This window comes from Selenomonas sp. oral taxon 920, assembly GCF_001717585.1.
Taxonomy (GTDB): domain Bacteria; phylum Bacillota; class Negativicutes; order Selenomonadales; family Selenomonadaceae; genus Centipeda.
The window spans coordinates 195,899-220,379 of sequence record NZ_CP017042.1; the positions used below are offsets into that span (position 1 = coordinate 195,899).

A 24,481-nucleotide genomic window follows, 5' to 3' on the forward strand; every position below is an offset into this window, starting at 1 on the left:
ATTTTATGGTTTGTTGTGAAATCCGTGTTTTCATGCTAGAATAGCATAAATTTGCGACGAAATGTGTCATGCTGTTTCGAATGGAGGATGCCCATGCGACACATTCATCAGGTTCTGCCCCTCGCGTTCCTCTGTGTGCCGCTCTCCTGCGCTGCGGCGATGCCTGCTGCCGCAGAAGCGCCTGTCGTGCACGCGGAGGATGCAGATCGCCGCGCAGCGGAGGAGGCCGACGCACAGGATAGTGCAGCCGCTGCACCCGCCGACCGCACACAAAAGGTGCCGCGTCTCGATGTTTGGGGCGACTACCGCTGGCTCTACGGCAAGGCGCACATGGAGATGCCGTCCGTGCGCCAGAAACGTGACGTATTCCTCTCCACGCGCCGCTTCCGCATTGCCCCGACGGTTCACCTTGGCGGCGGATGGAGTGTCGGCGGGATGCTCGAGGACATCCGCTACGACAAGGACACGATCGCGGGCGCACACCGGAATGACCGGCATCTCTACCTCTCGCGCCTCTACGCCGAACACGAGAACGGACATGGCGCGAAGATCCGCGCGGGCAGATTCATCTTCACCCCGATCGAGGGCAACGTCTTCGACAAGCGCGTCGAGGGGGTACGCTGGCGGTACGGCGACAAGAGCGTCGGGATGACCTCCATCTTCTGCGGGCGCACCGTCGCGCCGACAGGAGACAAGCGGAAACGCGGCGTCATCCTCGGCTATGAGCGGAACTGGACGAAGTGGAAGGGCGGTGCGTTCTACTACGATATGGAGACGGAGCTGCCCGCCGTCACGCGGGCGCGGGCGATGAAAGACCCGCTTGCCCTCCACAACGGGATCGATCGTCAGCGCATCCTCGAACTCTTCGCAGGTTATCGGTTTGACCGATACCGCAGCCTCGAGGTCGAGTACCTGCACGGGCGCGCAGAGACCGATCTCGACCGCTATGACGACGAGGGACACGGGTATGTGGCGACGCTCCGTCTGCGCCCCTCGCCCGATGTGGAGAAGGCGGGCGACTACGGCGCATGGATTGCCTACTACCATCAGCCGCGTGCGACCTATCTTCACCACGCGATGGACGGCGATCCGACCTTCTTCGGACGTGCGGGATTCCGCGGCTGGGGGGCGCGTGCCGACATCGTCCTCGTGCGCGGCGTCACGCTTGCCGTTGAGGGCTTCGACCTGCGCCCCGCACGTCCCGCGACGCCACTTTTCATGGGACGCACCTTTAGCGGTGCACGGCAGAGAGTGCTCGGGATGAGCCTCACGGCGTATTTTTGATTTTTGTTTACGTTGTACTGCAAAAATGATATAATAGATATATAACAAAAAGAGGGAGGTGATCCTATGGCAACCGTATCCGCACAGATCCGCATTGATGCCGACGTCAAGGCGCAGTCGATGGCACTCTTCCAGAACCTCGGGCTCGATCTCTCCACCGCCGTCAACGTATTCCTGCGCCAGTGCCTCATTCATCGCGGGCTGCCGTTCAGCGTGAAGGAATCGGAGGCGACACGTCCGCTTCATCGTGCCGATCTCAGTGAGGCAGAACTCGAACGCGAACTGGAAAAGGGGCTGGAAGACCTTGCGGCGGGCAGAGTCCGTCCGGCGGAGGAAGTTTTTGCGGAGATTATGGAGGGACATCATGCAGTATCGGGTTGATGTTTCATCTCAGGCGGCGGCAGACCTTAGAAATCTCTTTCGATATATTTCGGATGTTTTGCGGGCACCGGAGAATGCATATGCACAGCTTGCGCGGCTTGGGAAACAGATCGGCAGTCTCGCAGAACTGCCGATGCGATTTCGCGCATATCCGAAAAACTTTGCGGGATACCCACAAGTCCGCATTATGCCGGTGGATCATTTCGAGGTGTTCTACACGGCAGACACAGGGCAGGAAACCGTTGCCATCCTTCGTGTCATCTATGGCGGACGAGATATTGATCGTGCATTTATGGAATAGAAAAACACAGGAACAGGTGTGCAATGCAGTATTTGCTTTGCACACCTGTTCCTGTGTTCAGCCACTATTCCATCGGATACGCCGCAGTAAAGAGGCGCGGTGCATCCTGTCGTGCAATCGTGAGGGTGAATGCACCCGCTGCGTAGGAGGCGAGCACGGAGTCCGGGTAGTAGATCACGAGACTCCCGTCCGCTGCCATGTACCAGCAGAATGACGAAAGCCCCTTCTCTGACGGATGCTGCATGAGCAGCGCCTCCATGACACCGTGCGGGAAATCCCGCTCCACTGCTGCGGGATACTGCGTTTGGAATGCCGCCTCGATGGCGGCGATCAGGAGCGTTCGGTTCGTGACAATCTCATCGAGTGCAATTTGCCGCCCCGTTTTCCGATCAAAGGTATACGCATCGACATGGGCGATGGGATGTGCGCCGCCCGCATAGGATGACCCCTCCATAAAGAACGAGACGAGCTGCTCATCCACCCGTCCCCACCGCGAGATCGGCGTGATGTCGCTGTAATAGAAGGGGAGCTCGTACCCGTCCCTGCGTGCTTCCTCGCTGGCGGTACGGATCGAGCTGTGCCATGCGCTCATGCTCTGCTCCGCAGACCACTCTCTAAATACCTTTGCCAGCGGTGAGCTGTCATCATCCACGAGCGCAATCTCGGGATAGACGGCGCGGTAAGCTTTGACCTCGTTTGTGTCGTAGACCGTCAGGACATGATCCTCGACAGTGAGCCACGAGACAGGGGGTTCTACGGAGCGTGACCAGTCCCGCGCCGCCCTGTCCTGCACGTCCGCTAGGGACTGCGGCGGCCGCGTGTGCTTCTCCGTTCGGTCATTCAGGACACCTTCTGCCGCCGAGAGAGGCGCACAGAGAAGGAGGGCAGACAGGAGAGCGGATAAAAACGTTTTGGTATGCATGGTTGTTCCTCCCTTCATAGGTGTGCTTCCTTTACTTCTCGTGCAGCCAGATGGAGCGGATGCCGGGGCTGTGCTCGGCGCAGATGTAGAAGGCGAGTTTTGCCGTGTCGCCCTCGTAGAAGTAGCCGCAGACGGGCGGGGCGTTGTGGCTGCATTTCGGCTTCGGAATGTAGCCGTATGCCTCCTCAAGATCCTCCGCCGTGCTGTCCAGATGGATGCCGCGCGGGGTCTCGAAGCGCTGTGCCTCCTCGGTCGGGCGCATGTTGTACTCGTTTACATCGTTGACACCGAGCATTACGCTCGTGACGCGGGCATCATCATCGGCGGCTTGGCGATAGCTCACGGTGAGTGTATGGCCGTAGTCACGAACCTGGTTGGATGCCGTTATTATGCCGTCTTGTTCCTCCACGCCGTCTGCAATAGCCATGCCGCTGCCGTAGAGTTCCTCTACCTCGGCGCGTGTCATGCCGATGCGGATGCCGCCGAGCGCCATGTCCTCATCCGTGATCTCTGCTGAAGAGAGGGATGCGGGGAGGAGGATGAGGGCAACGAGGACGGCGCAGAGGAATGATCGGATCCTCATGGGGGATCACCTCCGTATAGTATTCTTTACAGGTCGATGCGGTAGATGTGCTCGAAGGCGGTGAAGTAGAGGCGGTTCGCGTCGTCCGTCGTCACGTTGCCGGGCGAGAGGCTCTTGCCGTTCAGCTGCAGCTCAATGTCGCCGACATACTTGCCGTCCTTCTTGTTGAAGACGCGCAGGAAGCCGTTGGCGAAGAAGACGACGTAGTCCTTCGTTGCAATCGACTGGCGCTCAGCGACCTTGCGTTTCTGCGCATCCGCAGGGATGTCCGTATTCACCTCGAAGGTGCGGACGAGCTTGCCGTCGGGTGCGTGCATGTGGAGCGGCTCCGTCCAGTTATCCTTGCCGCCGTGCGTGGCGAGCGTCGTGATGTAGAAGCCGTCCGCATCCGCAGCGACGAGCGCGGCGTTCGTCTCATAGTCCGGGGATTTCGAGTCTTTTCCGAGCTCTTTATAGACCTTCTCGGAAAGCGCGATTTTCGGGTCCTTTACGCCCTCCTTGGAGATTGCGCCGAACAGGATATCGCTCGAGGCGAACGATCTGCTGATGTAGGCATCCTTGCCGCCGTAGATGGCATAGACGCGGCGGACGTCGCTGCTGTTCGGTACGGTGAAGCTCGTCGCCGTCGTACCGTCATAGCAGCCGACTGTCCCCTTGCCGTCGAGGATGTAGTAGATGTTCGTGCCGTCCGAGGAGACGGGCATGTCCTCGGCTGTGCCGAGATCCTCGACGCCGGTGATCGCGCCGTCCTTCAGCGCGAATTTTTGCAGATGCGGCTTCTTGTCCGCCCCATAGGCGATGCCGTAGATCGCATCCTTCGTCACGGCGAGGGTGGTGCCGGAGATGAACTTCGGCAGCTCTGCGCCTGTGTACTCGTAGAGCGGCACGTCCTTGTCGCCGAGTTTGAACTTCGCGGCGGCTTCCTTCGGAGCGGCGGGTCCGTTGTCCGCCGATCCTTTGCTGCCCATGACTCCACCGCCGGATCCGTCGCCGCAGCCTGCAAAGAGGGCGCCCGCACAGACGAGCGCTGCTGCTGCCGCGAGGATGGATTTCCATTTCTTCATGATCCTTCCTCCTTTGTCTTTGTTTGCGCTTATGAGAATCTGATTGCTTTTATCTTAGCATAAAGATAAAAGCTTGTGACCTGTCATAAATGACAGGTTTTTGAAAAAACTTTGCAAAAGAAGCGCAGCGTAAATGTACTGTCATAAATGAGAGACCGGCAAAAAAAGTGGCACAATGTACCGTGTGGTTCATTGTGCCGATATGAACGGGCAATAAGATGCACAAAGGCGATGGTGCTGAAATGATCCGTGATTTCTTAGCTGTGGATGCTCGTATAGCCCTTTTCCGTTGCTTCCACCGCAAGGCCGATGACGTTCTTGTGGCCGGTCTTGACGAGCATATTGCTGATGTGAAAGCTCACCGTGCGCTTCTTGATGCCGAGATCCTCGGCGATTTCCTCATAGCTCATGTTGCGGCAGATGCGCTGCAGGATCTCGAGCTCGCGGCTCGTCAGCTGGGCGTCCGTGCATCCAAAGGAGGGGGTGCCGCAGATATCCGGATAGATTTGTGCGCCTTCCATCGTAGCGCGGATACAGGAGGCGAATGCCTCGCCCGAGGATTCCTTGTGGATGAAGCTGTTCGCGCCCGCCTCCTTCGCCCAGTCGAGGAAGGCGATCTCCTGCATCCCCGTCATGAGAATAATGCGCAGGGAGGGGAAGGTGGCCTTCAGGCGTTCGCAGATCTGTATGCCGCTCGTGCGCCCCTCCATACAGATGTCCATGAGGACGAGATTGGGACGCAGCCGCAGACATGCCTCCTCCGCAAGCTCTGAGAGCGTACAGGTGCCGATGACTTCGATGTCGGGCAGAGGCGCGAGGATCTTCGCCAGTCCCTCGAGGAGTATTTTTTGATCGTCTACGAGAAGAACTTTAATCATCCTTGTTTCTCCCCTATCTGTGCGTCAAGTTCAAAATGCGGTGCCGGTGTGATGATCAGGCGCCCGCCGAGTGCGTTCACGCGGCGCATCATGCCCGTGAGTCCGCCGCCGGGGCGCAGCTTCCCGGTGCAGCCGATGCCGTTGTCGCGGATGTGCAGGCGGCGCTCCGAGAGGGCGATGACGATCTCGTTCGCACGCCCATGACAGACCGCGTTGCTGAGTGCCTCGCGGATGATGGCGGCAAAGGCACGTGCACGCCGCATATTGCGCGGCAGAGTACCCGAAAGCGTGAGCCGCACGCCGAGGCTGCGGTAGGTGTCGGTCATATCGGCGAGCAGGGTTGCGGGATGGGCTTCCTGCGTGAGGGGAACCGCTTCGAGCAGGCTGTCGATGCGAACGATGGTATCAAGCGCATCCTTGGGCGCGGGACTCGCAAGGAGCTGCTGCAGCATACTGATGCGCTGTCCGAGAACGTCGTGCACGCGCGAGGTGATCTCCTGCAGGGTGCGGTGGCGCTCCGTCTCCTCGAGCGTGTCGAGCAGATCTTTCTGTGCGCTGATCATGGCGGAGAGGCGTGCGTTTTTCGCCTCGAGTTCCCGCGTCACGGCGTCGAGTTCCGTCACGCAGGAGGCCGTGAGCTGCCAGCCGCTGAGTCCGTTCATCAGCCGTATGCGCTGCACGAGCCAGGAGTCTCCGCCCGAAAATCGAAAGAGGATGGCATCGTCCCGCACTTCTTTTTCTGCGAGGGTTGGGTGGTCGAAGTCGATCAGCGCCTGCCAGAAGATCGCGGCGCTGCGGAACTGCTGACCGAGCAGCCGCTCCATGAAGGCCAGCATCTGGATGTTCACGAGCACGGCTGCGCCGTTTTCGCGTGCAAAGAGAATGCCCTCGGGCAGGAGATCGAGTCCCTCGCGGATGGAGGCGATGGTGACCTCTCTTTCCAGCATCGTAGATGCAGCACAGGCAAGGATCACGAGCCGCGCCGCGAGGAGGATGAGGACGAAGAGTGCGCTCCACGGCAGGAGACGGTCAAAAAGCGGGAGTGAGAGCAGACCCGCTGCGGCGAGCGGTACACCTAGCCACGGCCTGCGCCGACACAAGCAGAATCCCATGACGATGGCGAAGCCGCCTGTGGCACAGCGTTCGAGCGTCATCCAGCCGTATGGCATCAGGCCGCTGACGAACAGGCTCCAGCTGCCGCCGAAGACCAGTGTGACGGAGAGCAGTATGCCGAGCGCGGCAGCCTCCGGCAGGACGCGCTCGAAACGCTGCCGACCGAGAAACGTCGCTCCCCAAAAGAGCGCGATACTCTCGGTGATGAGGACGAGCGCGGAGAGGAAGATAAAGGTGATGTGCGCGCTGTAGCCGTATGAGGTCAGACTCTCCATGCCCCTGCCTCCTCCCCGTGCACCGGTGTGCGGACAGCGGCGCTGACGCCCTGCGCGCGGACGGAAAGCGCGTAGCCGAGATCGCTGATCTCGATCGGGAGATCGTGCCGCCGCTGCCATTCGCTGATCCACGGACGGATCCAGTCCGCGCACGTCAGCATGCAGATCGCCTCCGGCATTTCGTTTTCTTCAAAACGGCAGAGTACATCTGCCGCGCCCTCCTCTGCCGCGCGCGAGAGAAGCTCGGCAAAGAGGTCGAAGAGGGCGAGCGCCGCCTCTGCCGCAATGGCGCGCGTCAGCCGCCACTCCACGGCGACGTGCAGACCAAGGGGGCGCAGATAGGCGCAGGTCTCCGAGACCGCCATCGACAGCTCGTCCGCACGGATCTGTCCGTCCTCCTGCCCTTTGAGAAAGAGCACGCAGCGCTTCTTGAGGTAGGAGGAGAGCAGGTTGAGCCGGCGGATGAGACATGTGAGCTCCGCCTTATCCGTGCTCGCCATCAGCTGCTCGCGAAAGCTGCGCAGGAGCGGGCGCTTGCTGTCGAGGATGGCCTCGAGCTCCTCGGAGAGCTGCTTTTTGAGCGTGAGCGCGAGATGCTGCCCCCGGATGCGGCGCTCTCTGCGCAGGAGGGTATGGGAGCGCTCCTGCGCGTCCTGCAGGAGTGCGAGCTGACGCTGACGTTCGTGCAGGAGACTGAGATCCTCGTGCCAGATGATGGCGCCGCCGTGAATGTTCATGCGCGATGTGCGGATGTCGTTTGACGCGCCCTGTTCTGCTGCGGCGGCGGAAAAGACCGTATGCCCCTCCGTATCGACGAGCTGCATGCGCAGGTGCGAATGCGAGAAAAACGCCTCGTGAAAGCGGTTGGACGGCATGAGTCCCGTGCGCAGACAGAGCTCGAGGAGGAGCAGGAAGAAGAGCGCCGTTACCACTGTGAGTTCCAGCCATGCAAAGCGAGGATCGTAGTGGAGGTCGACGGAGTAGACGACGAAGAGGGAAAAGAACAGGAAGGGAAGCGCCATCGCAGGGCGCAGCACGCGCTGCCGCTTTGCCTTTTCAAGGAGGAGAAGGAGCGCCGCGAGGATCTCGCAGAACCAGAGGAGCCAATAGTCATAGGCGCCCCACGCGAGATGCTCTTCCAGCGTCATGGTGGCGGCATTCCAGATGAATGTGAAGAACTGGTAGTGCAGATCGTTGCAGAGAATCAGGGCGGCCAGCAGGAGGTTCAGCCCGAGAACCGCGCGCAGCCAGCGCGGCATTTTTTTGTTGAACACATACTCATCCGATGCCCAGGCGATCCAGAGGAGCGCAACCGAGAGCCCCGCGCGGAACACATAGTAGAGGTACGACAGAAAGTGCTGCAGGGAGATATCGACCGAGATGGAAAGGAGTTTTGCAATGCAGGTCAGCTCCCAGAGGAGCAGCATCGCAATCAGCAGAAGGACGGCGCGCCGCGTACCGTGATGGAGGACGCGTGCGCGCAGGCTTGCACCCCAGAGAACCGTGACGACAAGGATTGTGACGAGAATGACCAGGCGCTCATGCGTTTCGATCGGCGTGAACACAGAATGTCCCCAAATTATCTGCCGATAGCGCGCATTCGCCTCCGTAAGTTCCCGGTAGAGTGCATCGGCGTCGTGGATCTGCGCAGCCCCCGCCGGAGGCGCGATCGGATAGCCCGCTGCGCGCAGATCGCGCCGCAGGGTATTGGCAAAGGAGATGGGCTTTCGCGCGAGCAGTCCCTTGGTAAAGGAGAGCGTTCCTTCCTTCGGCATACAGATGCGCAGCGGGGCGCCGTACTGAATGAGCTGCTCCGCTTCGTGCGCAAAGAGCACATAGACATCCCCGCCGCCGTCCTTCTCCGCCAGGCGGTATTGATTGCCGCGTCGGCTGTTGCAGATGCGCAGCCGATCCTCTTCCTTCAGCTGCGTGAGCAGAGCGAACGCCTCGTCGAGGTTCGCGTCTGCGGACAGTCCGCGTGCCAGCGCCAAAAAGAAAATCTCCCGATCGGGGCAGGAATCGGGAAGAACCACGGTGACATTCTCCTGCAGATCGCTCCAACCCTCCACGGGGACAGGGCAGTCCTCCGCCACGGCGAGGACGACCACGGCGGAAAAGTGCGGATACCAATAGAGCTGTTCTGTCGAGCCGCGGACAAACTGCTCCGCTTGAAAATCATAGAGTTCGGCGGCATCGACGCGGTGATCCTGAAAGATCTCCAAGAGATTCGTCGAGACGCCCTGCGTATCGAGGGGCTCCGAAGAGGCGCGGCGCAGGGCGTCGGCATAGGCCGTGCCGAAGTTGTGCGCATAGACGAGCGACAGCGCATCCGCCGTGCGCATGGATGCGAGGAGAACGAGGGCGCATGCGGCGCAGCAGAGAGAGAACAGGAACATATTCTGCCGCCGTCGTCTCATCGCCGCCCTCCCCCTTGCCTATACTCCAACTGATTTTATACTATTTCGTTTGATCTGCATGAAATTCCTTGCGCGAAAAGTCCCATTATCTAAAAAACCGGAATAAATTATGAGCAATTATTTATGCTTTCTTGTGACCTTGTTTGTTCCGGGACAGCGTGAAATTTCTCGGTGCTGCTGCATGCGCCGGAAAGTGCGTATGCACAGCTTGCTCGCCTGAGGAAGCAAATCAGCAGTCTTTCCGAGCCGGCGATGCGTTTTCGGAACAGCGGCAAAAAAATACAAGCAGGTCTGCGAAGCGTTTTGCTTCACAGACCTGCTTTTTCCGATGGGATGAGCGTGTGTCAGGGGGCGATGCGGCAGATGGCCGGCCTCTTTGCATTGTTCTTACAGATCAATGCGGAAGATGCGCTGTGTTCCGCCGTCCTGCGTGTGGAAGTAGACGTGGTTCATATTGTCGGTGAAGATGCCCTTGGGCCGCAGTGTGCGCTCGCCGTCCGTGATCTCAATGTCGCTGACATACGCGCCGTCCTTCTTGCTGAAGACGCGCAGGATGGGATCGTCCGCTGCGCGGAAGACGATGTAGTCCTTCGTTGCGACGGCGCAGCGTGCATGCGCAGCGTACCGCTTTGTGCCCTGCGGGATGTTCTCATTCAGCTCGAAGCGGCGGAGTTCCTTGCCGTCGGGGCTGTATTGGTAGACGGGGATGACCCACGGGTGCTGCTCGTCGTTCTGCAGCGAATTCCCGTATGCCTCGTCGGTGTAGAATCCGTCTGCGTCCGCATAGAGCAGCTCTGCGCCGCGCACCATGGAGTAGCCCTCGGGCTTCGGGCGTGCGGGGACGGGGATGGTCTTGGCATCCTTCAGTCCATCTTTGGCGATCGTGCCGTGGGTGACGCCCTTTTCGTTGACCTGCTCTTCGCCCGCATAGGCGTCCTTCCCGCCGAAGACGGCGCGCCACGTCTCCTTGCCCTGCAGGGGGATCGTGGTTGTGGTCTTGCCGTCATAGACGGCGAGCTCGCCCTCCTTCGGGATGTAATAGACGTTCGTTCCGTCCGAGGTGATCGGCCGGTTCAGCACGACGCCGAGATCCACGATGTCCGTGATTGCGCCGTCTGTGACGGGGAGCTGGCAGAGATGCGTCTTCTTGTCGTCGTGGTCGTAGATGATGCCATAGATGCCATCCTTCGTCACGACGGGATCGCTCTTGTTGAAGTCGAAATAGTCGAGGTCGTAGTCGGCGTTCTCGTATTCGTAGAGCGGGAGCGTCTTGTCGCCGAATTTTACCTGGGTGACGGGCTCTTTCGGCAATGAAAGACTGAGATCGACGGGGGCAGGAGAGCCGCCTTTTGCGGTGTCACCGCCGCCGCAGCCTGCCATGACGGCGCACGTGAGGACGGCTGCCGCCGCGCAGAGCGTTTTCCATTGTTTCATGTCGGGCTCCTCCTACAGATCAATGCGGAAGATGCGCGAATCTTGGTCGAGGATGTAGACGCGGTTCTCGCCGTCTGTCGTGATCTGCTTGGGCGGGTGGATCTTGCCATCGAAACTCAGCTCGACCTCGTCGATGAATGCGCCGTCCTTCTTGTTAAAGACGCGCAGAAATTTGCCGTTGTAGAAGACGATATAGTCCTTCGTTGGGATGACCTGACGCGCGTTCGAGTCGGTCTTTTTCTTGTCCGGAAGGCCGTCGTTGATGGTGAAGGTGCGGATCTTCTTGCCGTCCGGGCCGTACATATGGAGGGGGTACGTCCGCTTGTTCGGCGGGCCGCCGTTGGTGGCGATGGTGGAGATGTAGAAGCCGTCTGCATCCGCCCAGAGGAGGAATGCCTGATTCTCCTCATTTTCCTTCTTGTTCTCGTTGAGGGCTGCAAACTCCGCCTTCGGGAGGACGGACTTCAGGTCTTTGATCCCCTCCTTGGAGATCGTGCCCATCTCGATGTCCTGCGACTTCAAGGGATCGCCGCTCGTGTAGATGTTCGATGTGCCGCGCACTGCGCGCATGATGTCCGTCTCGCCGCGCTTGCTCTTCGTCACGGCCGCGCCGTCATAGGCGCAGATCTGCTCGCCGAGCTGGTAGTAGACATTTGTCCCGTCCGTTGTGATCGGCTGCGCCGTGAGGATGCCGAGATCCTCGACGGAGGTGATGGCGCCGTCCTTCACGCTCAGCTTCACCAGATGCTGCTTCTTATCGCCCGAGGCGTCGAATTTGCCCGCATAGATGGCATCCTTCGTCACGGTGAGATTGGTCGTTGTGTGCACCATGTCGGGGAGACCCTCGCCCTTGTACTCGTAGACCGGTACGTCCTTACCGTTGAATTTGACCTGTCCGATGGCTTCCTTCGGCGCGGAGAGTGCGGTGTCTTTTCCGCCGCCGCCAATGCCGATGCCGCTGCCTGTGCCGTCACTGCCGCAGCCGGCGAGGACAGAGCCGAGGAAGGCGGCGGTCGCAGCCGCCGCGAGCAGAGATTTCCACTTCTTCATTTCGGATTCCTCCTTTGATGCTTCTAAGGAATCACTGATAAAATGCAGATGCTTATCAGTGCCCCTAAATCACTTTAATTTATTTTAGCATAAAACAAACTAAAATGTATAGCAACAAATGATTGATTCTTGAAATTTTTGAAAAGTTTTCCATTTTGCGCATTTACTTCGCGCAATGATTCCTTCTCGGCACGGAAAAATGCCGGCATGTTTATGAGCGGTCGGGAACGCAGGGATGCTGTGCGCATATTCTTAGAGATCAATGCGGTAGATATGCGAATTGTCGTCGATGAAGTAGATATGATTCTCGTCATCTGTCGTGACCCCTGTGGGGGAGAGTTTCCTGCTGTCGCGTCCCAGCTCAATGTCGCCGACGTACGCACCGGTCTTTTTGTTGAATGCGCGCAGATAGCCGTCGCTGTAGAACACGACATAGTCCTTTGTCACGACGACGGAGCGTTCCCACGTCGTGCGCTTTTGCGCACTGCTCGGGATATTCTCGTTGCACTCGAACGTGTGGAGTATTTTGCCGTCCGGGGCGTATGTGTGGAGCGGTTTGGTCCACTCCTTGTCCGTGCTGCCGTACGTTGCAAGGGAGGAGACGTAGAAGCCGTCCGCATCCGCCCCGATCAGGAATGCGTTTGCCTCGTGCGTCGCGTCTTTCGCACGGGCGAGCTTGTCAAATACGTCCTTGGAGAGAACCGTTTTTGCATCCTTTATGCCATCCTTGGATGTTGCGCCGAACATAACGTCGGCATCCGACACGAAACTCCCGCTCGTGTAGGCGTTCTTGCCTCCGTATATGGCACGGACGACGCCGATGCCCGGCGTGGGGGTCAGCGTCGCTGCCTTGCCGTTGTAACAGGCAAGCTCATCCTCCCGGGTCAGATAGTAGATGTTCTTGCCGTCCGAGGAGATCGGCTCGTTGAGAACGATGCCGAGATCCTCCACTGAGGCAATCGCACCGTCCTTTAGCGTCAGCTTTTGGAGGCGGTAGTTTTTCTCCTCGGCGTCGCTGCGAATGCCGTAGATGGCATCCTTCGTCACGGCGAGATTGGTATTCTTTCCCTCGAGCGCAGGGATGACCGCGCCCGTGTATTCGTAGAGGGGAACCTCTCTGTCGGCGAACTTGAGCCAGGCGACGGCCTCCTTCGGTGCAGCAGGGCCGTTGTCCGCCGACACTTCGTTGCCGGTGCATATGACGCCGCCGTCACCGCTGCCGCAGCCCGTGAAGACGGCGCCCGTAAAGATGGCGACGGCTGCCGCCATGATGAACGATTTCCATTTCTTTATGTAAACTCCTCCTTCATCATGATGTGAAAAGTACGATAATTTGGTTGATTCTATCTTAACATAGAAATGATGACTTGTGACCTGTCATTTGTGACAGGTTTTCAAAAAATTTGAAAAGTGTTTTCCAACCTATCATTTATGACGGTATCATCCGCACATGCCGCGCGGATCTTAGTGTATCAAGAGCCGAATCCGAACAGTCCGCGCAGCTTTTGTCCGAACGATTTCTGCAGCACCTGATCGAGCGGCAGGGCGCGGTGCAGAAACGGTGAACCGACGCGTTTGACCGCAGCGGGCGGCGTGCGGACGGTGTGCTCCGTCGACATCGGCCGCGGATGCGCGGGCGCGCGCGTGACGTAGCGCTCCTCCTTGCCATACTGATAGAAGAGTGCGGCGGCCTTACCCGTCTGCCCGTTCACCGCGATGCGCATCTGCCGCGCCTTTTCGCCATCCTCCGCGCGCCGATCCAGATAGTAGACGGGCAGGAGGAACGTCGCACTCTTGTGCTTGCGGAAATCCCGTCCCCAGAGCATGATCTCCGCCTTCGTCAGTGCGAAGCTGTCCTTCAGATCCGTGACGAGCCGCTCCGCGAGGAGATTGTCGATCACATCCGCGCGGGAAGCGTTGTTTGCCACCGCCGCGATGCGGAAGCGACCCTCGGCAAAGGCGGGATCGAACGGCGTGACTGCACCGAAATCCCACGGGTCGAGCCGGTCGAGCAGGTGGATGTCATAGAGCGTCGTGTTGGGGCACGCCCAGTTTACGATCTCCTCGTACGCCTCGAAATTGCCGCGATTGCTGTGGACCACCATCTTGACGCTGAGATCGGCGAGCGAGAACGGGATGTAGACCGCCGTCATCTCGGTGCGGATGCGCCGCTCGATGTCCTGATTTGCAAACTCCTGCGGGAACTGCTGTGCGAGCACGCGCGCAGCATTCTGCGCCTGCGTCATCGTGACAGAGAACGGGATCGCCTTCTCCGGCACGTTCTCCGCGCCGACCCCCATGATGAACTCCCGCCGATAGCCGCCGGGGCGCACGAGCTCCTCGTCCTCGAACGTGTTGCTGCAGTAGCTGCACGTAAAGAAGTGCTGCGTTGACTCGCCCGTGAACTCCCCGCCGCAGAAGGGACAGACAAACGTCAGCTGCGTAACGCCTGCAAACGCATCCACCGTCGTATCGTCCCAGAGCGCCAGCTTGTCCGCGACACTGTTTTGACGGTATTTTTGACTGAGAACCCGCTCATCGTGCGGATCGACCCCCGTCATCACCTCTACGTGCCCCAGCTTCATCGCCCCGTCAACGATCTGCACGGGCTTGTGACGGAACGTGATCGGCGACGTCCAAAAGACCTGCTCGTCTGTCCACGGAACCGACGTGCCGCAGAAGGCACAGACATACGCCGCCGCCTTTTGGTCGGAGTACATCGCCCCGCCGCAGCTGCGGCACTGTATCGCCCGAATCTCTTCCGGCATGAGATCACCTGCCTTTTGATGATAGGAATTTGGTATGCATCCTTTCACATATGGATGAAAAATGTGAGAATTCGATTGATTTCATCTTAGCATAAAGAGAATCACTTGTGACCTGTCATAAATAACAGGTTCTTGGAAGATTTTTGAAATTTTTTTGCTCGACCTGTTATTTATAACAGTACGGTTCCCTATCATTCTCGGATATAATAAGAAAAATGAACTGCGCAGTTTCATTTTCCGAGCAGTCTGTGTTGATGTAAAAAGGAGATGATGTATGATGAAACGGGCGGCAAAGGTGATGGCACTGGTCTTTACACTGATGCTGGCAATGTCCTCTATGACATTCGCTATGTGGAGCGGAACGATCAGCCAGAGCGACTTCCAAAACCATGTGAAGGCGGGCAAGTTCGCGATCTTCGTCAAGGACGGCAGTTCGATCAAGATGTACGAGCCGAGCTCGCCGTCCTCTGCGGTCAGCGAGTTCAAGAGTGCGCTGCCGAGCGGCAGGTACACAGTCTATACGGGCAACAATGCCGTGCGGGACTACCTCGAGGAGTATGGCTACTACGACTACTACCATCAGGGTGTGGACATCGGTGGAGGAGCGCGTGCCTACGAGTTTACCGCGTGGGAGAAGATGTGAGTAAAGCAGTAAGTATTTGAGCGTAATGTGGGGCTGTACGTCGAAGCTGAAAAGTTTCGACGTACAGCCCCTTCTTGATTCGGCGCAGCATGGGGCGAAAATTTTTGAAAAATGCACGACAATAAGCAGGAATACAATAAGGGAATAACGAAGCTCTACCAATCATAATTTTGCTTTGATAAAGGGGGGGATGAGATGAAGAAGCTGCTGCTTTTGTGCCTGGCGTTTGCACTGCTTGCACTTGCGGGCGGCTGCAGCGGGGAACGCGCCGATGAGGCGCACGGGGCGCAGCTCGTCTATGCCACAAAGGACTACGAGGAGATCAATGTGCTGGTGGATGAGCACGCCGAGATCGGGCAGCTGCTGTTCGACGGGCTGATGCGCCGCGACGAGAACGATGCTATCGTCCCCGCACTCGCCGAGTCGGTGGAGTACGATCCCGAGACCTATACCTACGTATTTCACCTGCGCGAGGGCGTGCACTGGCATGATGGGAAACCGCTGCGGTCGGCGGATGTGAAGTTCACCATCGAGGCGATTAAGAATCCGCTCGTCGACTCCCTCCATGCACCGAACTTCGAGGAGGTGCGCGAGATCACGGAGGTTGACGACCGGACGGTGCGCATACGTTTGTCCGCACCGAATGCGGCATTCCTCGACTACATGATGCAGCCGATCCTGCCGGCCCATCTCCTTGCGGGACAGGATCTCACAACGACGGGCTTTTTCCGCAGCCCCGTCGGAACGGGTCCCTTCCGTATGGAGAGCTGGGCGGCTGGCAAGGAGATCGTTCTCGTAAAGAATGAGGACTACTATCGCGGCGCACCGAAGATCGACCGCTTCGTCGTCAAGATCGTGGCGGACGATGCCGCCGAGGCAAAGGCGCTTGCCGACGGGTCGGCGGATCTGGCGCGGCTTTCACCACGGGCTGCGGCACCCTTTGAGGGGAGGGACGGCTACCGCTGCTACGCGATGAAGACCGCGAACTACGGCTCGATTCTGATTAACTGCGCCCATCCCTACTGGCAGCGCAACCGCGACCTGCTGCCTGCCATCGCCTACGCCGTCGATCGTGCGGCAGTCATAAATGACGCATTGCTCGGGCATGGGATTCCTGCATACAGCCCCCTGCAGCGCAGTTCTTTCAACAATCCGAACGTAGAGCACTATGACTATAATCCTGCGAAGGCACAGGAGATTCTCGAGGCGGCGGGCTGCAGGAAGGGCTCCGATGGCTACTACACACGCGGCGGAGAGGAGGTCGGATTTGTTCTCACCGTGAAGAATGACAAGTACAGCCGCATCGATATCGCCAACGTAGTGGCAGCGCAGCTGCGCGCGGTCGGGATTCACTGCACCGTGGAGACCCCCGCAAAGGTCGACTGGGACGGGCAGATGGCATACCTCAGCGGCGTGGGCAACGAGATCGATCCGGATGCGCATACCTATAAGGTGTTCTCGACCAATGGGAGGGGGAATGACGGCCACTACTCGAACCCTCGCGTGGACGAATACTTGCTTGCCGCCCGCCGCGCAACCGACACCGCCGAGCGGATGCGCCTCTATGGTCTCTTTCAGGAAGAAGTGACGAAAGACCTTCCCTATATCTACATCTGCTACATCGACTTCATCTACGTGACGAACGCACACGTGCACGGCATCACCCCGAACCGCATGCTCGGCTACAGCGGCGTCGGCTTCTTCTGGAACGTCAACGAGTGGACGGTGGAGTAGAACGTACTCCTGTGCGATGTTTAAGGAAGAGAATCATAGGGAGAAGTTTTATAATAGAGCTGTTGCCATGTTGGGCGTAGAACGCCGGCAGAAAATCATGGAGAAGCTGCAGCTGGAGCAAAAGGTCTATGTCTCGGAGCGGAGTAAAGGAATCACTGATAAAACAGACCCTCAGATTGGCGTAGATTTTTCGTCCGAGCAAGGAGACAAACCGGACGCATAGCAAGGGCTATGCGTCCGGTTTGTCGACGAGGACAGGGGGAAAAAGATGCATCAAGGTGGCAGTGCTGAATTTATCGGTGATTTCTTTATGTCAAACAAATAGGAGTGATGATGTTGAAGCCGAACGCATCGAAGAATGAGATTGTCTATTTCGTGGGTGACATCACAACGCTTGCCGCAGATGCCATCGTGAACGCGGCGAATCGGAGCCTCCTCGGCGGCGGTGGCGTTGACGGAGCGATTCATCGGGCGGCGGGCAGGGAGCTCCTCGCGGAGTGCCGTACGCTTGGCGGCTGCGAAACGGGCGCGGCAAAGATCACGAAGGGATATCGTCTGCCCGCGCGCTATGTGATTCATACGGTCGGTCCCGTCTACAGCGGCAGTGCATCCGATGCACAGCTCCTGCGTTCCTGCTATTGGAACTCCCTTGATCTCGCACGGGCATACGGGCTGCATACCATCGCGTTCCCTGCCATCTCGACCGGTGTCTACGGCTATCCGAAGGAGGCGGCGGCAGAGATCGCACTCATGACAATTTGGGAGTGGTTTGACGCGCACCCCGATGCGGGCATGCGCGTGACCATCGTGAGCTTCAGCGCACAGGATGATGCGGTCTATCAGAACATACAGAGGGCACTCCGGTAAAAATATGCGGTGAGAAATGAGATGAGGGAATACGAATGAATATGATCACTCCACGGGGATGTCAAAGGAATCGCTGATAAAATGAAGTCCGTCAGGTTGGCGTAGATTTTTTCGTCCGAACAAGGAGACAAACCGGACGCATAGCAAGGGCTATGTGGAGGATTTGTCGACACAGTGCGGGCAAAAAAGATACGTCAAGATGGCGGTGCTGAATTTATCAGTGCTTCCTAAACATAGCCATCATCTTTTTGAAGGTATCCTGCCCGTCAAGACAGCTGTCCGTCAGATAGCCTTTTTCTCGCTCCCATTCGGACAGCCCCCTGTAATAAAACGATTTTTTTGCGTCCTCGATGATGAACGGGACAATGGCGTGGCGCAGGCATTCCTTGAGTGCAATCAATCGTCCTACTCTGCCGTTCCCGTCTTGGAAGGGATGGATGCACTCAAAATCGTGATGAAAGCGAATAATATCGTGGATGCTGACCGAATGAAGAGATTCGTATGCAGAAAGAAGTGCACTCATCCGAGCAGGCACTTCTCTTGGTGCGACAGTTTCGCGACTACTATGACGGCTATGACGATGAAAAGGGGCAGCATCACAAGGGATATGCGGAGCTGATTGCAGAGCTGCGTGCGAAGTTCACCGTCGGTGAGCCGATTATGGGCGAGGCGGCACAGAAGGATTTTGTGCGGATCTTCGGCAACATCCTGCGTCTCAGGAATATCCTCACGGCGTTTGACGACTTCGCGGAGGACGATCCGCTGCTGCCGCCGCGCGATCTGCAGGACTACCAGAGTGCCTATCTCGATATACACCATATATTGACGGGGCAGGGGAATGCGGAGAAGGAGAATATCAACGACGATGTCGTGTTCGAGCTGGAACTGATTCGGCAGGTAGATATTAACATCGACTACATTCTCATGCTCGTGGAGAAGTATCATGCTGCGAACGGTGCGGACACGAGCATCATCGGCGCAATCGACCGTGCCGTTGGGTCGAGTCCCGAGCTGCGCAGCAAGAAGGAGCTGATCGACGGGTTCATTGCGACCGTCAATACGGATACTCGGGTGATGGAGGACTGGCGCAGATACGTCACGGAGGAGAAGGAAAAGGCACTTGCCTCCATTGTGGCGGAGGAGAACCTGAAACCCGACGAGACGGAGCAATTCGTCGCGAGCACGTTCCGCGACGGTCGGCTCAAGACCACCGGCACCGCCATCGACGCGATCCTCCCACCCGTGCGTCGCTTCGGTGGTGGGCGGGCCGCGAAGAAGCGCAGCGTCGTTGAGAAGCTGAAGGTATTCTTTGAGAAGTTTATGGGGCTTGTGGGGGAGTAGAGATGAGAAGGAACTCATGTATGTGGATCAACATATAGAAACCTTATACGCGTGATATAGATGAATCGTGTGCGTAGAAGTAGAAAGGTGATCATATGGCACGAAAGAAGAAGCAGACGAAATGTCCGGATTATTCATTGCTAATAGAACCAACATGGCACGCTCTTGTAGCGTTGGGAGGATCGGGTACAAATAACGAGATTGATGCAGAAATTATTAAGCAACTAGATTTACCAGATGAAGTAATCGACGAGCCTCACAAGGAAAGTGGGAATGAAACGGAACTGGCGTATCGTGCGAAATGGGCACGAACCTATTTGAAAAAATACGGCTTGATCGAAAATAGTGCTCGGGGCGTATGGACGATCACCCCTCAATATCAGAAACAAGAAAAGCAGGTTGAAATTGATAAGAATGAAATTATCCGAGCTGTTCATCAACAGGATTATCAAAATAGAAAAAATCTCAATGAGAACATAAATAATCAAGGTCTGACTGTTGAGGAAGTATCGGATGAAAGTCAGTCGTGGGAACGGCGTCTTTCGGGTATTCTCATGGAGATGAACCCTTATGGATTTGAAAAATTAGCGCAACGGCTCTTGCGAGAATGTGGATTTTCTCAAGTCACAGTGACGAAGAAATCGGGGGATGGGGGCATTGATGGGAATGGAAAGTTGAAAGTCAATGGAATTCTCACATTTAATGTGGCATTTCAGTGCAAGCGATATAAAGGTATTGTAGGAGCAGCAGATATTCGAGACTTTCGTGGATCATTGACTACGGATATTGAAAAAGGTATCTTCATTACAACAGGCACCTTTTCTAAGGCTGCGAGAGATGAGGCGGTTAGTCCCGGAAAACAGCAAATAGACCTGATCGATGGAGAAGAACTGGTACAAAAATTAGCAGAGTATAACATAGGTCTCCATCCAGTCAATAGTTATGAAATTGACGAGGAATATTTTATGAGCCTCTGATGCCATTCTGGGGTGATGATGAAGAATATTTTTAATAACAAATCCCCCGCCGCAGATCTGCGACGGGGGATTGTTCGTGAGAATATAGGGGAAAGGACAGGTCTGTCAGGCTGCCATCAGGTGATGGATGCCTGGTAGATGCTGTCGATTGCCTTCTTGAGGACGGCGTTGAATTCATCGTCGCTCTGCGAGAAGCGCAGATCCTGCGCGAGGGCGCGGGAGAAGCTGGCGATGAGGCCGTGGTTGCGCGCGAGTTTTTCGTTCGCATCGTCCATGGTGTAGCCGCCGCTGAGGGCGACGACGCGGACGACGTGGCTGTCCTTCATGATCTCCGCGTAGAGGTTGTCGACGGTCGGGATGGTGACTTTGAACATGATCTTGGCATCGGCGGGCAGCTTTGCGAGGTGCTCCTTCATGCAGCCGAGCATGATCTCCTCTGCCTTTGCCTTGTCGGGGCAGTGGATGTCAACCTCGGGTTCGAGGATGGGGACGAGCCCCTTGCGGACGATCTGCATGCCGACCTCGAACTGCTGGTCAATGACGGCGCGGATGCCGTCGGGGTTCGCCTGTTTGATGACGGAGCGCATCTTTGTGCCGAAGATGTGACGCTCGTTCGCGCGGTCGAGCAGGTCGTCGAGCCCCGGGATCGGCTTCATGAGCTGAACGCCGTCCTTCTCGTCGGCAAGCCCCTTGTCGACCTTGAGGATGGGGACGATGCCCTTCTGATTCCAGAGGAAATCAGCGGAAAAGAGGCTGTCGATCTTGCGGTCCATCGTGTTCTCGAAGAGGATTGCCGCGAGAATGCGGCTCTTGTCGAACGAGGGGCTCTTGATGATGCGCGTGCGCATCTCGTGGACGCGCGTGAACATTTCTTCCTCGCCGTGATAGGCGCTCTCGTCGACGCCGTACGCCTTGAGTGCCTTCGGCGTGGAGCCGCCGCTCTGGTCAAGTGCGGCGATAAAGCCTTTGTCCTCGGTCATGCGTTTGAGCTGCTGCTGATTCATTGGACATACCTCCTAGTTGTGAACATATGAGAGCGGGGAAAACTCCCCTGTTGGATTCTGGCCTTATTATAACGCAGTTGAGAAGCGAAATCAATTATTATAAGAGGATTTATCAAAAATAAATGATGTTCGTGTATCCTTGTGCTTGACCCACCGGCTGAAATATCGTAAGGTAACGGCATCGTATATATGGGGAGGATTCCGCTGATGCGCTTATATCATTGGATTCAGGCAAAGATGTTCAGCACCTATGAGGACTGGTGCCTGAAGTGCAGTTCGATGAACCGTCACGGCTTTCATATTGTGGGGATCGAGAACGAATTGAAGTCCATGCGGGACGGTACGAATATGTTTGTGGAGATCTGCCCGCCGCAGGAGGTCGAGGGCTGCACGTCGATGAAGGCAATCAGCGGGGCGGCTGCCGATCAGGTGGTGCTCACGCTGGAAATCGGCGGGAAGAAGCATCGCCGCACGGACCTTTCCTATGACGCCGCGGCGCGGATCATGAAAGACTTCGTGCGAAAAGGAATGCTCCCCGATGTCGAGGCATATGAACCGACCGAAGACGATCCCAAAGCGATTGCGGACGCAGTCACTGCGCTTGCAAACATTCTGCGTGTGGATGCCGCATATACGAAGCAGCTGCGAAAAAAGTTACAGGCGAAAGGTTCCACAGGCATCGACGCTGCATGGGAGGGCCTTTGCAAAAAACTCGAGCGCAGCGGCAGGGCAGCGGCGCTCGACTGGAAGAGCGAGCGGGAGGATTTTGTTGCTGCCGTGCAGTCGCTGACAGCAGGCACGGGACTTGCTGTTGACGGGGATATGCTCGGTGAGACGGACGGGATTTCTGTCTGGAGCAAGGATGTGAATGCGCATTGGCACGATCATGTCCTTGCTGCGATGGATATGAACAACGAGGACTATGTCCTGCTTGTTTTGACGCGGGCGGACTTTGCGCGTGCGTCAGAATATGCACGCGTCCTCCTGCACCGAATTGCACGGGCGGAGGAGATGTGAGACGCTTAAGGTGGCGCACAGCAAAGGCCGTGTAGAAAAAGTTACTAAACTACTTTTCTTTTTCTTATAAATACCTTATTATATAAAAATGAAAAGTGTTTTTTATCGTTTACTTATAAGGGAGAGATGGCCTTGTATCATGTGCAGCTGAAGATTGCCTTTATCGGCATTGCCGAAGATAAGGCTGCGCTCTGGAAAGGGATCGCCCCCAAGGAGCATTTCAGTCATAGCTTTTACACGATTTGCAAGGAAGAGGATCTGGTTCGGGAACTGGCAGATGAGGAGCAGCTGCTCGTTGTCATGGATCAAGCAAGTTTCCTGTCGCCAAGCATGGTTCGCAAACGTATGCCGACGCATGACAGCCTGCTGATTCTGTGCGCCGACGACTCAGATCAGCTGGTGAGCGAGGACTACGATGCGGTCGATGATATCTGGCTGAATGGCGGGCTGAAGCTTGCACGGTTTCATTTCGCCAATCTCCTGACGCGGATCGCCGAGCGCAAGCGCGCATGGCTGTGGGAAAATTGGCTGCAGACAACGATCAACACGCTCCCCGATATGGTCTGGTTCAAGGACCTGAAGGGCATTCACCTTGATGTCAATGACGCTTTTTGTACGGCGGTCGCGAAGGAAAAGGCGGATGTCAGAGGTCGGGATCATTACTATATCTGGGACATTCCGAAGGAAGTCTACGAGGCGAGCGACTATGTCTGCGTTGAGACCGAGGATGAAGTCCTCGCCGCTCGGGCCACCTGTCTGTTTGATGAAGAGGTCATGAAGGCGGACGGCCGTCTGAGTAAGCTCAAGACCTACAAAACGCCGATTTTCGACGGTGATACGATCATCGGCACGGTCGGCATTGCCCGTGATGTAACGAAGGAATACGAATATCAGCAGAATATCGTTTACATGGCGCTGCACGACCAGCTTACAGGACTTGCGAACCGCCGCCAGCTGGATGAATTTTTGTCTAAGCTGGAGACGAATGAAATGGTTGTCGCTTACCTCGACTTAGATCATTTCAAGTCGGTGAACGATACATACGGCCACTTGGCAGGGGATGAGGCGCTCGTACGAACCTCCGAGTTAATCAAAAAACATTTCCCCGATACGCTGAATGTTCGTATCGGCGGCGATGAATTTCTCATCGTATTCACGGATGGTGTGGTAAGCGAGGATATCCCTGGGCGTATGCAGGATTTTATTGATGATTTCTTTGAGGCGTTCAAAGAGGATAAACGCTTCGGAGTCCTGTCGGTCAGTGCAGGCATTGCCGAGGGGAAAGTCGGGCATGGCTCGTTTGACCTGCTGCTGCAGAAAGCGGATGAGGCACTCTATGAGGCGAAAGAGGCGGGACGCGGCCGCTATGTGATCAGTCACCGCGACGAGCATGAAGTGATACGGTAGGGAATAGGGGCTGTTGCACGTTTTGGACGGGACGATGTCAAGCATTCGACAGCACTTCGTCCATCATTTATAGGACAGCTGCAAATAATGCCAATACAGAATAAAGCAGCGATTTGCAAGAGCATGCAGATCGCTGCTTTTGTATGTCGCGGTTAGTCTTCGTACGACCAGCCGTACCACGAGGAGGCGAGGGCGGCGCGCGTGTCCTTGTCGAGTTCCTCCCACGAGACGAAGTTGACGCGGCGGCCGCCTCTATCGAGCCGTTCGCGCCGGAACTTCTCGGCTTCTTCGCCGTAGGGGTCGACGTCCTTGTTCAGATAGAGGAGTTTCATGGAGGTGTAGAACGGCTCGACTTGCTCGCCGTGGACACTCACAGTCCCCTCTGCATGGGCGTTCGTTCCGACGCCGAGGTCGACATCGGCCCAGAGAATCTGGGCATCGTATACGATGCCGCAGCGATCCGTTGCGCTCGTTCGGCTTTCGCTGCGCGGCATCCGCTGCGTATCGACTATGTAGATATAGTGTCCATCCGTCTTTTTCCCTCGGATGTAGAGGCGTGTGAGGTCGGGGAACTGCGTGTTCGCATTATTGATCGCGTACGGCTCGAGCGTTGTCCCGTCCTCGCTGATCTCATACGCCGCGCCGTAGACCTCACTCGGATAGTTCTCACAGAGATATTGGAGGCCCTTTTTCTGCTCCTCTGAGATGCCGTCCCCCGCATAGCAGAGCGGATCTTTGTTCAGGAAGTGCCGGCTGATGAGGAGTTCGAGCCGTCCGTTGCGGTCGAGGTCGGTGACGGCGGCGTAGAAGGTATAGTGACTGCGCTCCGCCATGCCGCTCTTTAGGATGCTGTCCCATGTGTGATACTGGTCGTTGATCTCCTGCTGTATCACACCCGATGCCGCCATGACATTGAGCTGCGCTTCCGTGTCAATTGCTGCGGGTGCGGCAGCGGTGGATGCCGCCAACGAGAGTGCGGCAAGCGCTGCGCCGAGCGATTTTTTGAGCGAGATTGTCATTG

23 protein-coding genes and 1 pseudogene are annotated in these 24,481 nt (G+C 57.0%); 11 read left to right on the forward strand and 13 right to left on the reverse strand.

Features of this window, described 5'->3' with window-relative positions:
• The first annotated feature begins 93 nt into the window (after positions 1 to 93).
• The 3 genes from BCS37_RS00860 to BCS37_RS00870 all read left to right on the forward strand — a co-directional run bounded on the left by BCS37_RS00860 (position 94) and on the right by BCS37_RS00870 (position 1,966).
• On the forward strand, positions 94 to 1,284 hold the full coding sequence (locus BCS37_RS00860) for a hypothetical protein (RefSeq protein ID WP_083205748.1): 1,191 nt from the start codon (positions 94 to 96) through the stop codon (positions 1,282 to 1,284).
• A gap of 66 nt (positions 1,285 to 1,350) precedes the next feature.
• On the forward strand, positions 1,351 to 1,665 hold the full coding sequence (locus BCS37_RS00865) for a type II toxin-antitoxin system RelB/DinJ family antitoxin (RefSeq protein WP_069179707.1): 315 nt from the start codon (positions 1,351 to 1,353) through the stop codon (positions 1,663 to 1,665).
• Positions 1,649 to 1,966 carry a type II toxin-antitoxin system RelE/ParE family toxin gene (locus BCS37_RS00870; protein ID WP_069179708.1) on the forward strand — a complete coding sequence of 106 codons (318 nt, stop codon included), beginning with the start codon at positions 1,649 to 1,651 and terminating at the stop codon, positions 1,964 to 1,966. Before BCS37_RS00865 ends, BCS37_RS00870 begins: the two co-directional genes overlap by 17 nt.
• 64 nt (positions 1,967 to 2,030) lie before the next feature.
• On the opposite strand, the gene BCS37_RS00875 is transcribed toward BCS37_RS00870, so the two are convergent.
• From BCS37_RS00875 to BCS37_RS00920, 10 genes are all read right to left on the reverse strand, one after another.
• Positions 2,031 to 2,888: an RsiV family protein gene (locus BCS37_RS00875; RefSeq protein ID WP_069181511.1), complete on the reverse strand. Its 858-nt coding sequence runs from the start codon at positions 2,886 to 2,888 to the stop codon at positions 2,031 to 2,033.
• A gap of 31 nt (positions 2,889 to 2,919) precedes the next feature.
• Positions 2,920 to 3,471 carry a hypothetical protein gene (locus tag BCS37_RS00880; protein WP_069179709.1) on the reverse strand — a complete coding sequence of 184 codons (552 nt, stop codon included), beginning with the start codon at positions 3,469 to 3,471 and terminating at the stop codon, positions 2,920 to 2,922.
• Between the two features lie 26 nt (positions 3,472 to 3,497).
• Positions 3,498 to 4,535, reverse strand: coding sequence for a hypothetical protein (locus tag BCS37_RS00885; RefSeq protein ID WP_069179710.1), 1,038 nt, complete (start codon positions 4,533 to 4,535; stop codon positions 3,498 to 3,500).
• 257 nt (positions 4,536 to 4,792) lie between these two features.
• Complete coding sequence (locus BCS37_RS00890; protein WP_069179711.1) at positions 4,793 to 5,413, reverse strand: response regulator transcription factor; 621 nt, start codon at positions 5,411 to 5,413, stop codon at positions 4,793 to 4,795.
• Positions 5,410 to 6,801, reverse strand: a complete 1,392-nt coding sequence (locus BCS37_RS00895; RefSeq protein ID WP_069179712.1) for a sensor histidine kinase — start codon at positions 6,799 to 6,801, stop codon at positions 5,410 to 5,412. Before BCS37_RS00895 ends, BCS37_RS00890 begins: the two co-directional genes overlap by 4 nt.
• Positions 6,789 to 9,218, reverse strand: a complete 2,430-nt coding sequence (locus BCS37_RS00900; protein ID WP_069179713.1) for a hypothetical protein — start codon at positions 9,216 to 9,218, stop codon at positions 6,789 to 6,791. The genes BCS37_RS00895 and BCS37_RS00900 overlap by 13 nt, the downstream gene beginning before the upstream one ends.
• A gap of 387 nt (positions 9,219 to 9,605) precedes the next feature.
• Entirely contained in the window at positions 9,606 to 10,652 is a 1,047-nt protein-coding gene (locus BCS37_RS00905; protein ID WP_069179714.1) for a hypothetical protein, read from the reverse strand.
• A gap of 12 nt (positions 10,653 to 10,664) precedes the next feature.
• Positions 10,665 to 11,702: a hypothetical protein gene (locus tag BCS37_RS00910; RefSeq protein WP_069179715.1), complete on the reverse strand. Its 1,038-nt coding sequence runs from the start codon at positions 11,700 to 11,702 to the stop codon at positions 10,665 to 10,667.
• A gap of 252 nt (positions 11,703 to 11,954) precedes the next feature.
• The gene (locus BCS37_RS00915) at positions 11,955 to 12,971 is read right to left on the reverse strand and encodes a hypothetical protein (RefSeq protein ID WP_069179716.1); all 1,017 of its coding nucleotides are present in this window, start codon (positions 12,969 to 12,971) and stop codon (positions 11,955 to 11,957) included.
• Positions 12,972 to 13,174: 203 nt separating this feature from the next.
• Entirely contained in the window at positions 13,175 to 14,470 is a 1,296-nt protein-coding gene (locus tag BCS37_RS00920) for a hypothetical protein (RefSeq protein ID WP_069179717.1), read from the reverse strand.
• 274 nt (positions 14,471 to 14,744) lie between these two features.
• On the opposite strand from BCS37_RS00920, the gene BCS37_RS00925 reads away from it, so the two are divergent.
• From BCS37_RS00925 to BCS37_RS12180, 4 genes and pseudogenes are all read left to right on the forward strand, one after another.
• On the forward strand, positions 14,745 to 15,113 hold the full coding sequence (locus tag BCS37_RS00925; protein ID WP_237142720.1) for a hypothetical protein: 369 nt from the start codon (positions 14,745 to 14,747) through the stop codon (positions 15,111 to 15,113).
• Between the two features lie 195 nt (positions 15,114 to 15,308).
• Positions 15,309 to 16,847, forward strand: coding sequence for an ABC transporter substrate-binding protein (locus tag BCS37_RS00930; RefSeq protein ID WP_069179718.1), 1,539 nt, complete (start codon positions 15,309 to 15,311; stop codon positions 16,845 to 16,847).
• A 330-nt stretch (positions 16,848 to 17,177) separates the two neighbouring features.
• Complete coding sequence (locus BCS37_RS00940; RefSeq protein ID WP_069179720.1) at positions 17,178 to 17,714, forward strand: O-acetyl-ADP-ribose deacetylase; 537 nt, start codon at positions 17,178 to 17,180, stop codon at positions 17,712 to 17,714.
• Between the two features lie 81 nt (positions 17,715 to 17,795).
• A pseudogene (locus BCS37_RS12180) lies at positions 17,796 to 17,943 on the forward strand (secretion protein HlyD); the annotation flags it as partial.
• Here BCS37_RS12180 and BCS37_RS00945 read toward each other — a convergent pair.
• Positions 17,932 to 18,237: a Fic family protein gene (locus BCS37_RS00945; protein WP_237142721.1), complete on the reverse strand. Its 306-nt coding sequence runs from the start codon at positions 18,235 to 18,237 to the stop codon at positions 17,932 to 17,934. The pseudogene BCS37_RS12180 and the gene BCS37_RS00945 sit on opposite strands and share 12 nt — an antisense overlap.
• On the opposite strand from BCS37_RS00945, the gene BCS37_RS00950 reads away from it, so the two are divergent.
• A complete protein-coding gene (locus BCS37_RS00950) occupies positions 18,216 to 19,055 on the forward strand; it encodes a type I restriction endonuclease subunit R, EcoR124 family (protein ID WP_237142722.1) in 840 nt (279 codons plus the stop codon). The genes BCS37_RS00945 and BCS37_RS00950 overlap by 22 nt on opposite strands.
• Positions 19,056 to 19,150: 95 nt before the next feature.
• A complete protein-coding gene (locus tag BCS37_RS00955) occupies positions 19,151 to 20,032 on the forward strand; it encodes a restriction endonuclease (RefSeq protein ID WP_069179722.1) in 882 nt (293 codons plus the stop codon).
• Positions 20,033 to 20,148: 116 nt separating this feature from the next.
• Here the strand turns inward: BCS37_RS00955 and BCS37_RS00960 are convergent, their stop codons facing one another.
• The gene (locus tag BCS37_RS00960) at positions 20,149 to 21,036 is read right to left on the reverse strand and encodes a fructose bisphosphate aldolase (RefSeq protein WP_069179723.1); all 888 of its coding nucleotides are present in this window, start codon (positions 21,034 to 21,036) and stop codon (positions 20,149 to 20,151) included.
• A gap of 207 nt (positions 21,037 to 21,243) precedes the next feature.
• On the opposite strand from BCS37_RS00960, the gene BCS37_RS00965 reads away from it, so the two are divergent.
• Both BCS37_RS00965 and BCS37_RS00970 read left to right on the forward strand, forming a co-directional pair.
• Complete coding sequence (locus BCS37_RS00965; RefSeq protein ID WP_069179724.1) at positions 21,244 to 22,053, forward strand: DUF6630 family protein; 810 nt, start codon at positions 21,244 to 21,246, stop codon at positions 22,051 to 22,053.
• 126 nt (positions 22,054 to 22,179) lie between these two features.
• Entirely contained in the window at positions 22,180 to 23,460 is a 1,281-nt protein-coding gene (locus BCS37_RS00970) for a sensor domain-containing diguanylate cyclase (protein WP_237142723.1), read from the forward strand.
• A 152-nt stretch (positions 23,461 to 23,612) separates the two neighbouring features.
• Here the strand turns inward: BCS37_RS00970 and BCS37_RS00975 are convergent, their stop codons facing one another.
• Positions 23,613 to 24,479, reverse strand: coding sequence for a hypothetical protein (locus tag BCS37_RS00975; protein WP_069179726.1), 867 nt, complete (start codon positions 24,477 to 24,479; stop codon positions 23,613 to 23,615).
• Positions 24,480 to 24,481 lie beyond the last annotated feature (2 nt).

What these genes read in the sequence shown, in the direction of transcription:
- BCS37_RS00860 (WP_083205748.1), top strand. Translation starts at nt 94, where the DNA reads ATGCGACACATTCATCAGGTTCTGCCCCTCGCGTTCCTCTGTGTGCCG.
- BCS37_RS00865 (WP_069179707.1), top strand. Translation starts at nt 1,351, where the DNA reads ATGGCAACCGTATCCGCACAGATCCGCATTGATGCCGACGTCAAGGCG.
- BCS37_RS00870 (WP_069179708.1), top strand. Translation starts at nt 1,649, where the DNA reads ATGCAGTATCGGGTTGATGTTTCATCTCAGGCGGCGGCAGACCTTAGA.
- BCS37_RS00875 (WP_069181511.1), bottom strand. Translation starts at nt 2,888, where the DNA reads ATGCATACCAAAACGTTTTTATCCGCTCTCCTGTCTGCCCTCCTTCTC.
- BCS37_RS00880 (WP_069179709.1), bottom strand. Translation starts at nt 3,471, where the DNA reads ATGAGGATCCGATCATTCCTCTGCGCCGTCCTCGTTGCCCTCATCCTC.
- BCS37_RS00885 (WP_069179710.1), bottom strand. Translation starts at nt 4,535, where the DNA reads ATGAAGAAATGGAAATCCATCCTCGCGGCAGCAGCAGCGCTCGTCTGT.
- BCS37_RS00890 (WP_069179711.1), bottom strand. Translation starts at nt 5,413, where the DNA reads ATGATTAAAGTTCTTCTCGTAGACGATCAAAAAATACTCCTCGAGGGA.
- BCS37_RS00895 (WP_069179712.1), bottom strand. Translation starts at nt 6,801, where the DNA reads ATGGAGAGTCTGACCTCATACGGCTACAGCGCGCACATCACCTTTATC.
- BCS37_RS00900 (WP_069179713.1), bottom strand. Translation starts at nt 9,218, where the DNA reads ATGAGACGACGGCGGCAGAATATGTTCCTGTTCTCTCTCTGCTGCGCC.
- BCS37_RS00905 (WP_069179714.1), bottom strand. Translation starts at nt 10,652, where the DNA reads ATGAAACAATGGAAAACGCTCTGCGCGGCGGCAGCCGTCCTCACGTGC.
- BCS37_RS00910 (WP_069179715.1), bottom strand. Translation starts at nt 11,702, where the DNA reads ATGAAGAAGTGGAAATCTCTGCTCGCGGCGGCTGCGACCGCCGCCTTC.
- BCS37_RS00915 (WP_069179716.1), bottom strand. Translation starts at nt 12,971, where the DNA reads ATGGCGGCAGCCGTCGCCATCTTTACGGGCGCCGTCTTCACGGGCTGC.
- BCS37_RS00920 (WP_069179717.1), bottom strand. Translation starts at nt 14,470, where the DNA reads ATGCCGGAAGAGATTCGGGCGATACAGTGCCGCAGCTGCGGCGGGGCG.
- BCS37_RS00925 (WP_237142720.1), top strand. Translation starts at nt 14,745, where the DNA reads ATGATGAAACGGGCGGCAAAGGTGATGGCACTGGTCTTTACACTGATG.
- BCS37_RS00930 (WP_069179718.1), top strand. Translation starts at nt 15,309, where the DNA reads ATGAAGAAGCTGCTGCTTTTGTGCCTGGCGTTTGCACTGCTTGCACTT.
- BCS37_RS00940 (WP_069179720.1), top strand. Translation starts at nt 17,178, where the DNA reads ATGATGTTGAAGCCGAACGCATCGAAGAATGAGATTGTCTATTTCGTG.
- BCS37_RS00950 (WP_237142722.1), top strand. Translation starts at nt 18,216, where the DNA reads ATGCAGAAAGAAGTGCACTCATCCGAGCAGGCACTTCTCTTGGTGCGA.
- BCS37_RS00945 (WP_237142721.1), bottom strand. Translation starts at nt 18,237, where the DNA reads ATGAGTGCACTTCTTTCTGCATACGAATCTCTTCATTCGGTCAGCATC.
- BCS37_RS00955 (WP_069179722.1), top strand. Translation starts at nt 19,151, where the DNA reads ATGGCACGAAAGAAGAAGCAGACGAAATGTCCGGATTATTCATTGCTA.
- BCS37_RS00960 (WP_069179723.1), bottom strand. Translation starts at nt 21,036, where the DNA reads ATGAATCAGCAGCAGCTCAAACGCATGACCGAGGACAAAGGCTTTATC.
- BCS37_RS00965 (WP_069179724.1), top strand. Translation starts at nt 21,244, where the DNA reads ATGCGCTTATATCATTGGATTCAGGCAAAGATGTTCAGCACCTATGAG.
- BCS37_RS00970 (WP_237142723.1), top strand. Translation starts at nt 22,180, where the DNA reads ATGGCCTTGTATCATGTGCAGCTGAAGATTGCCTTTATCGGCATTGCC.
- BCS37_RS00975 (WP_069179726.1), bottom strand. Translation starts at nt 24,479, where the DNA reads ATGACAATCTCGCTCAAAAAATCGCTCGGCGCAGCGCTTGCCGCACTC.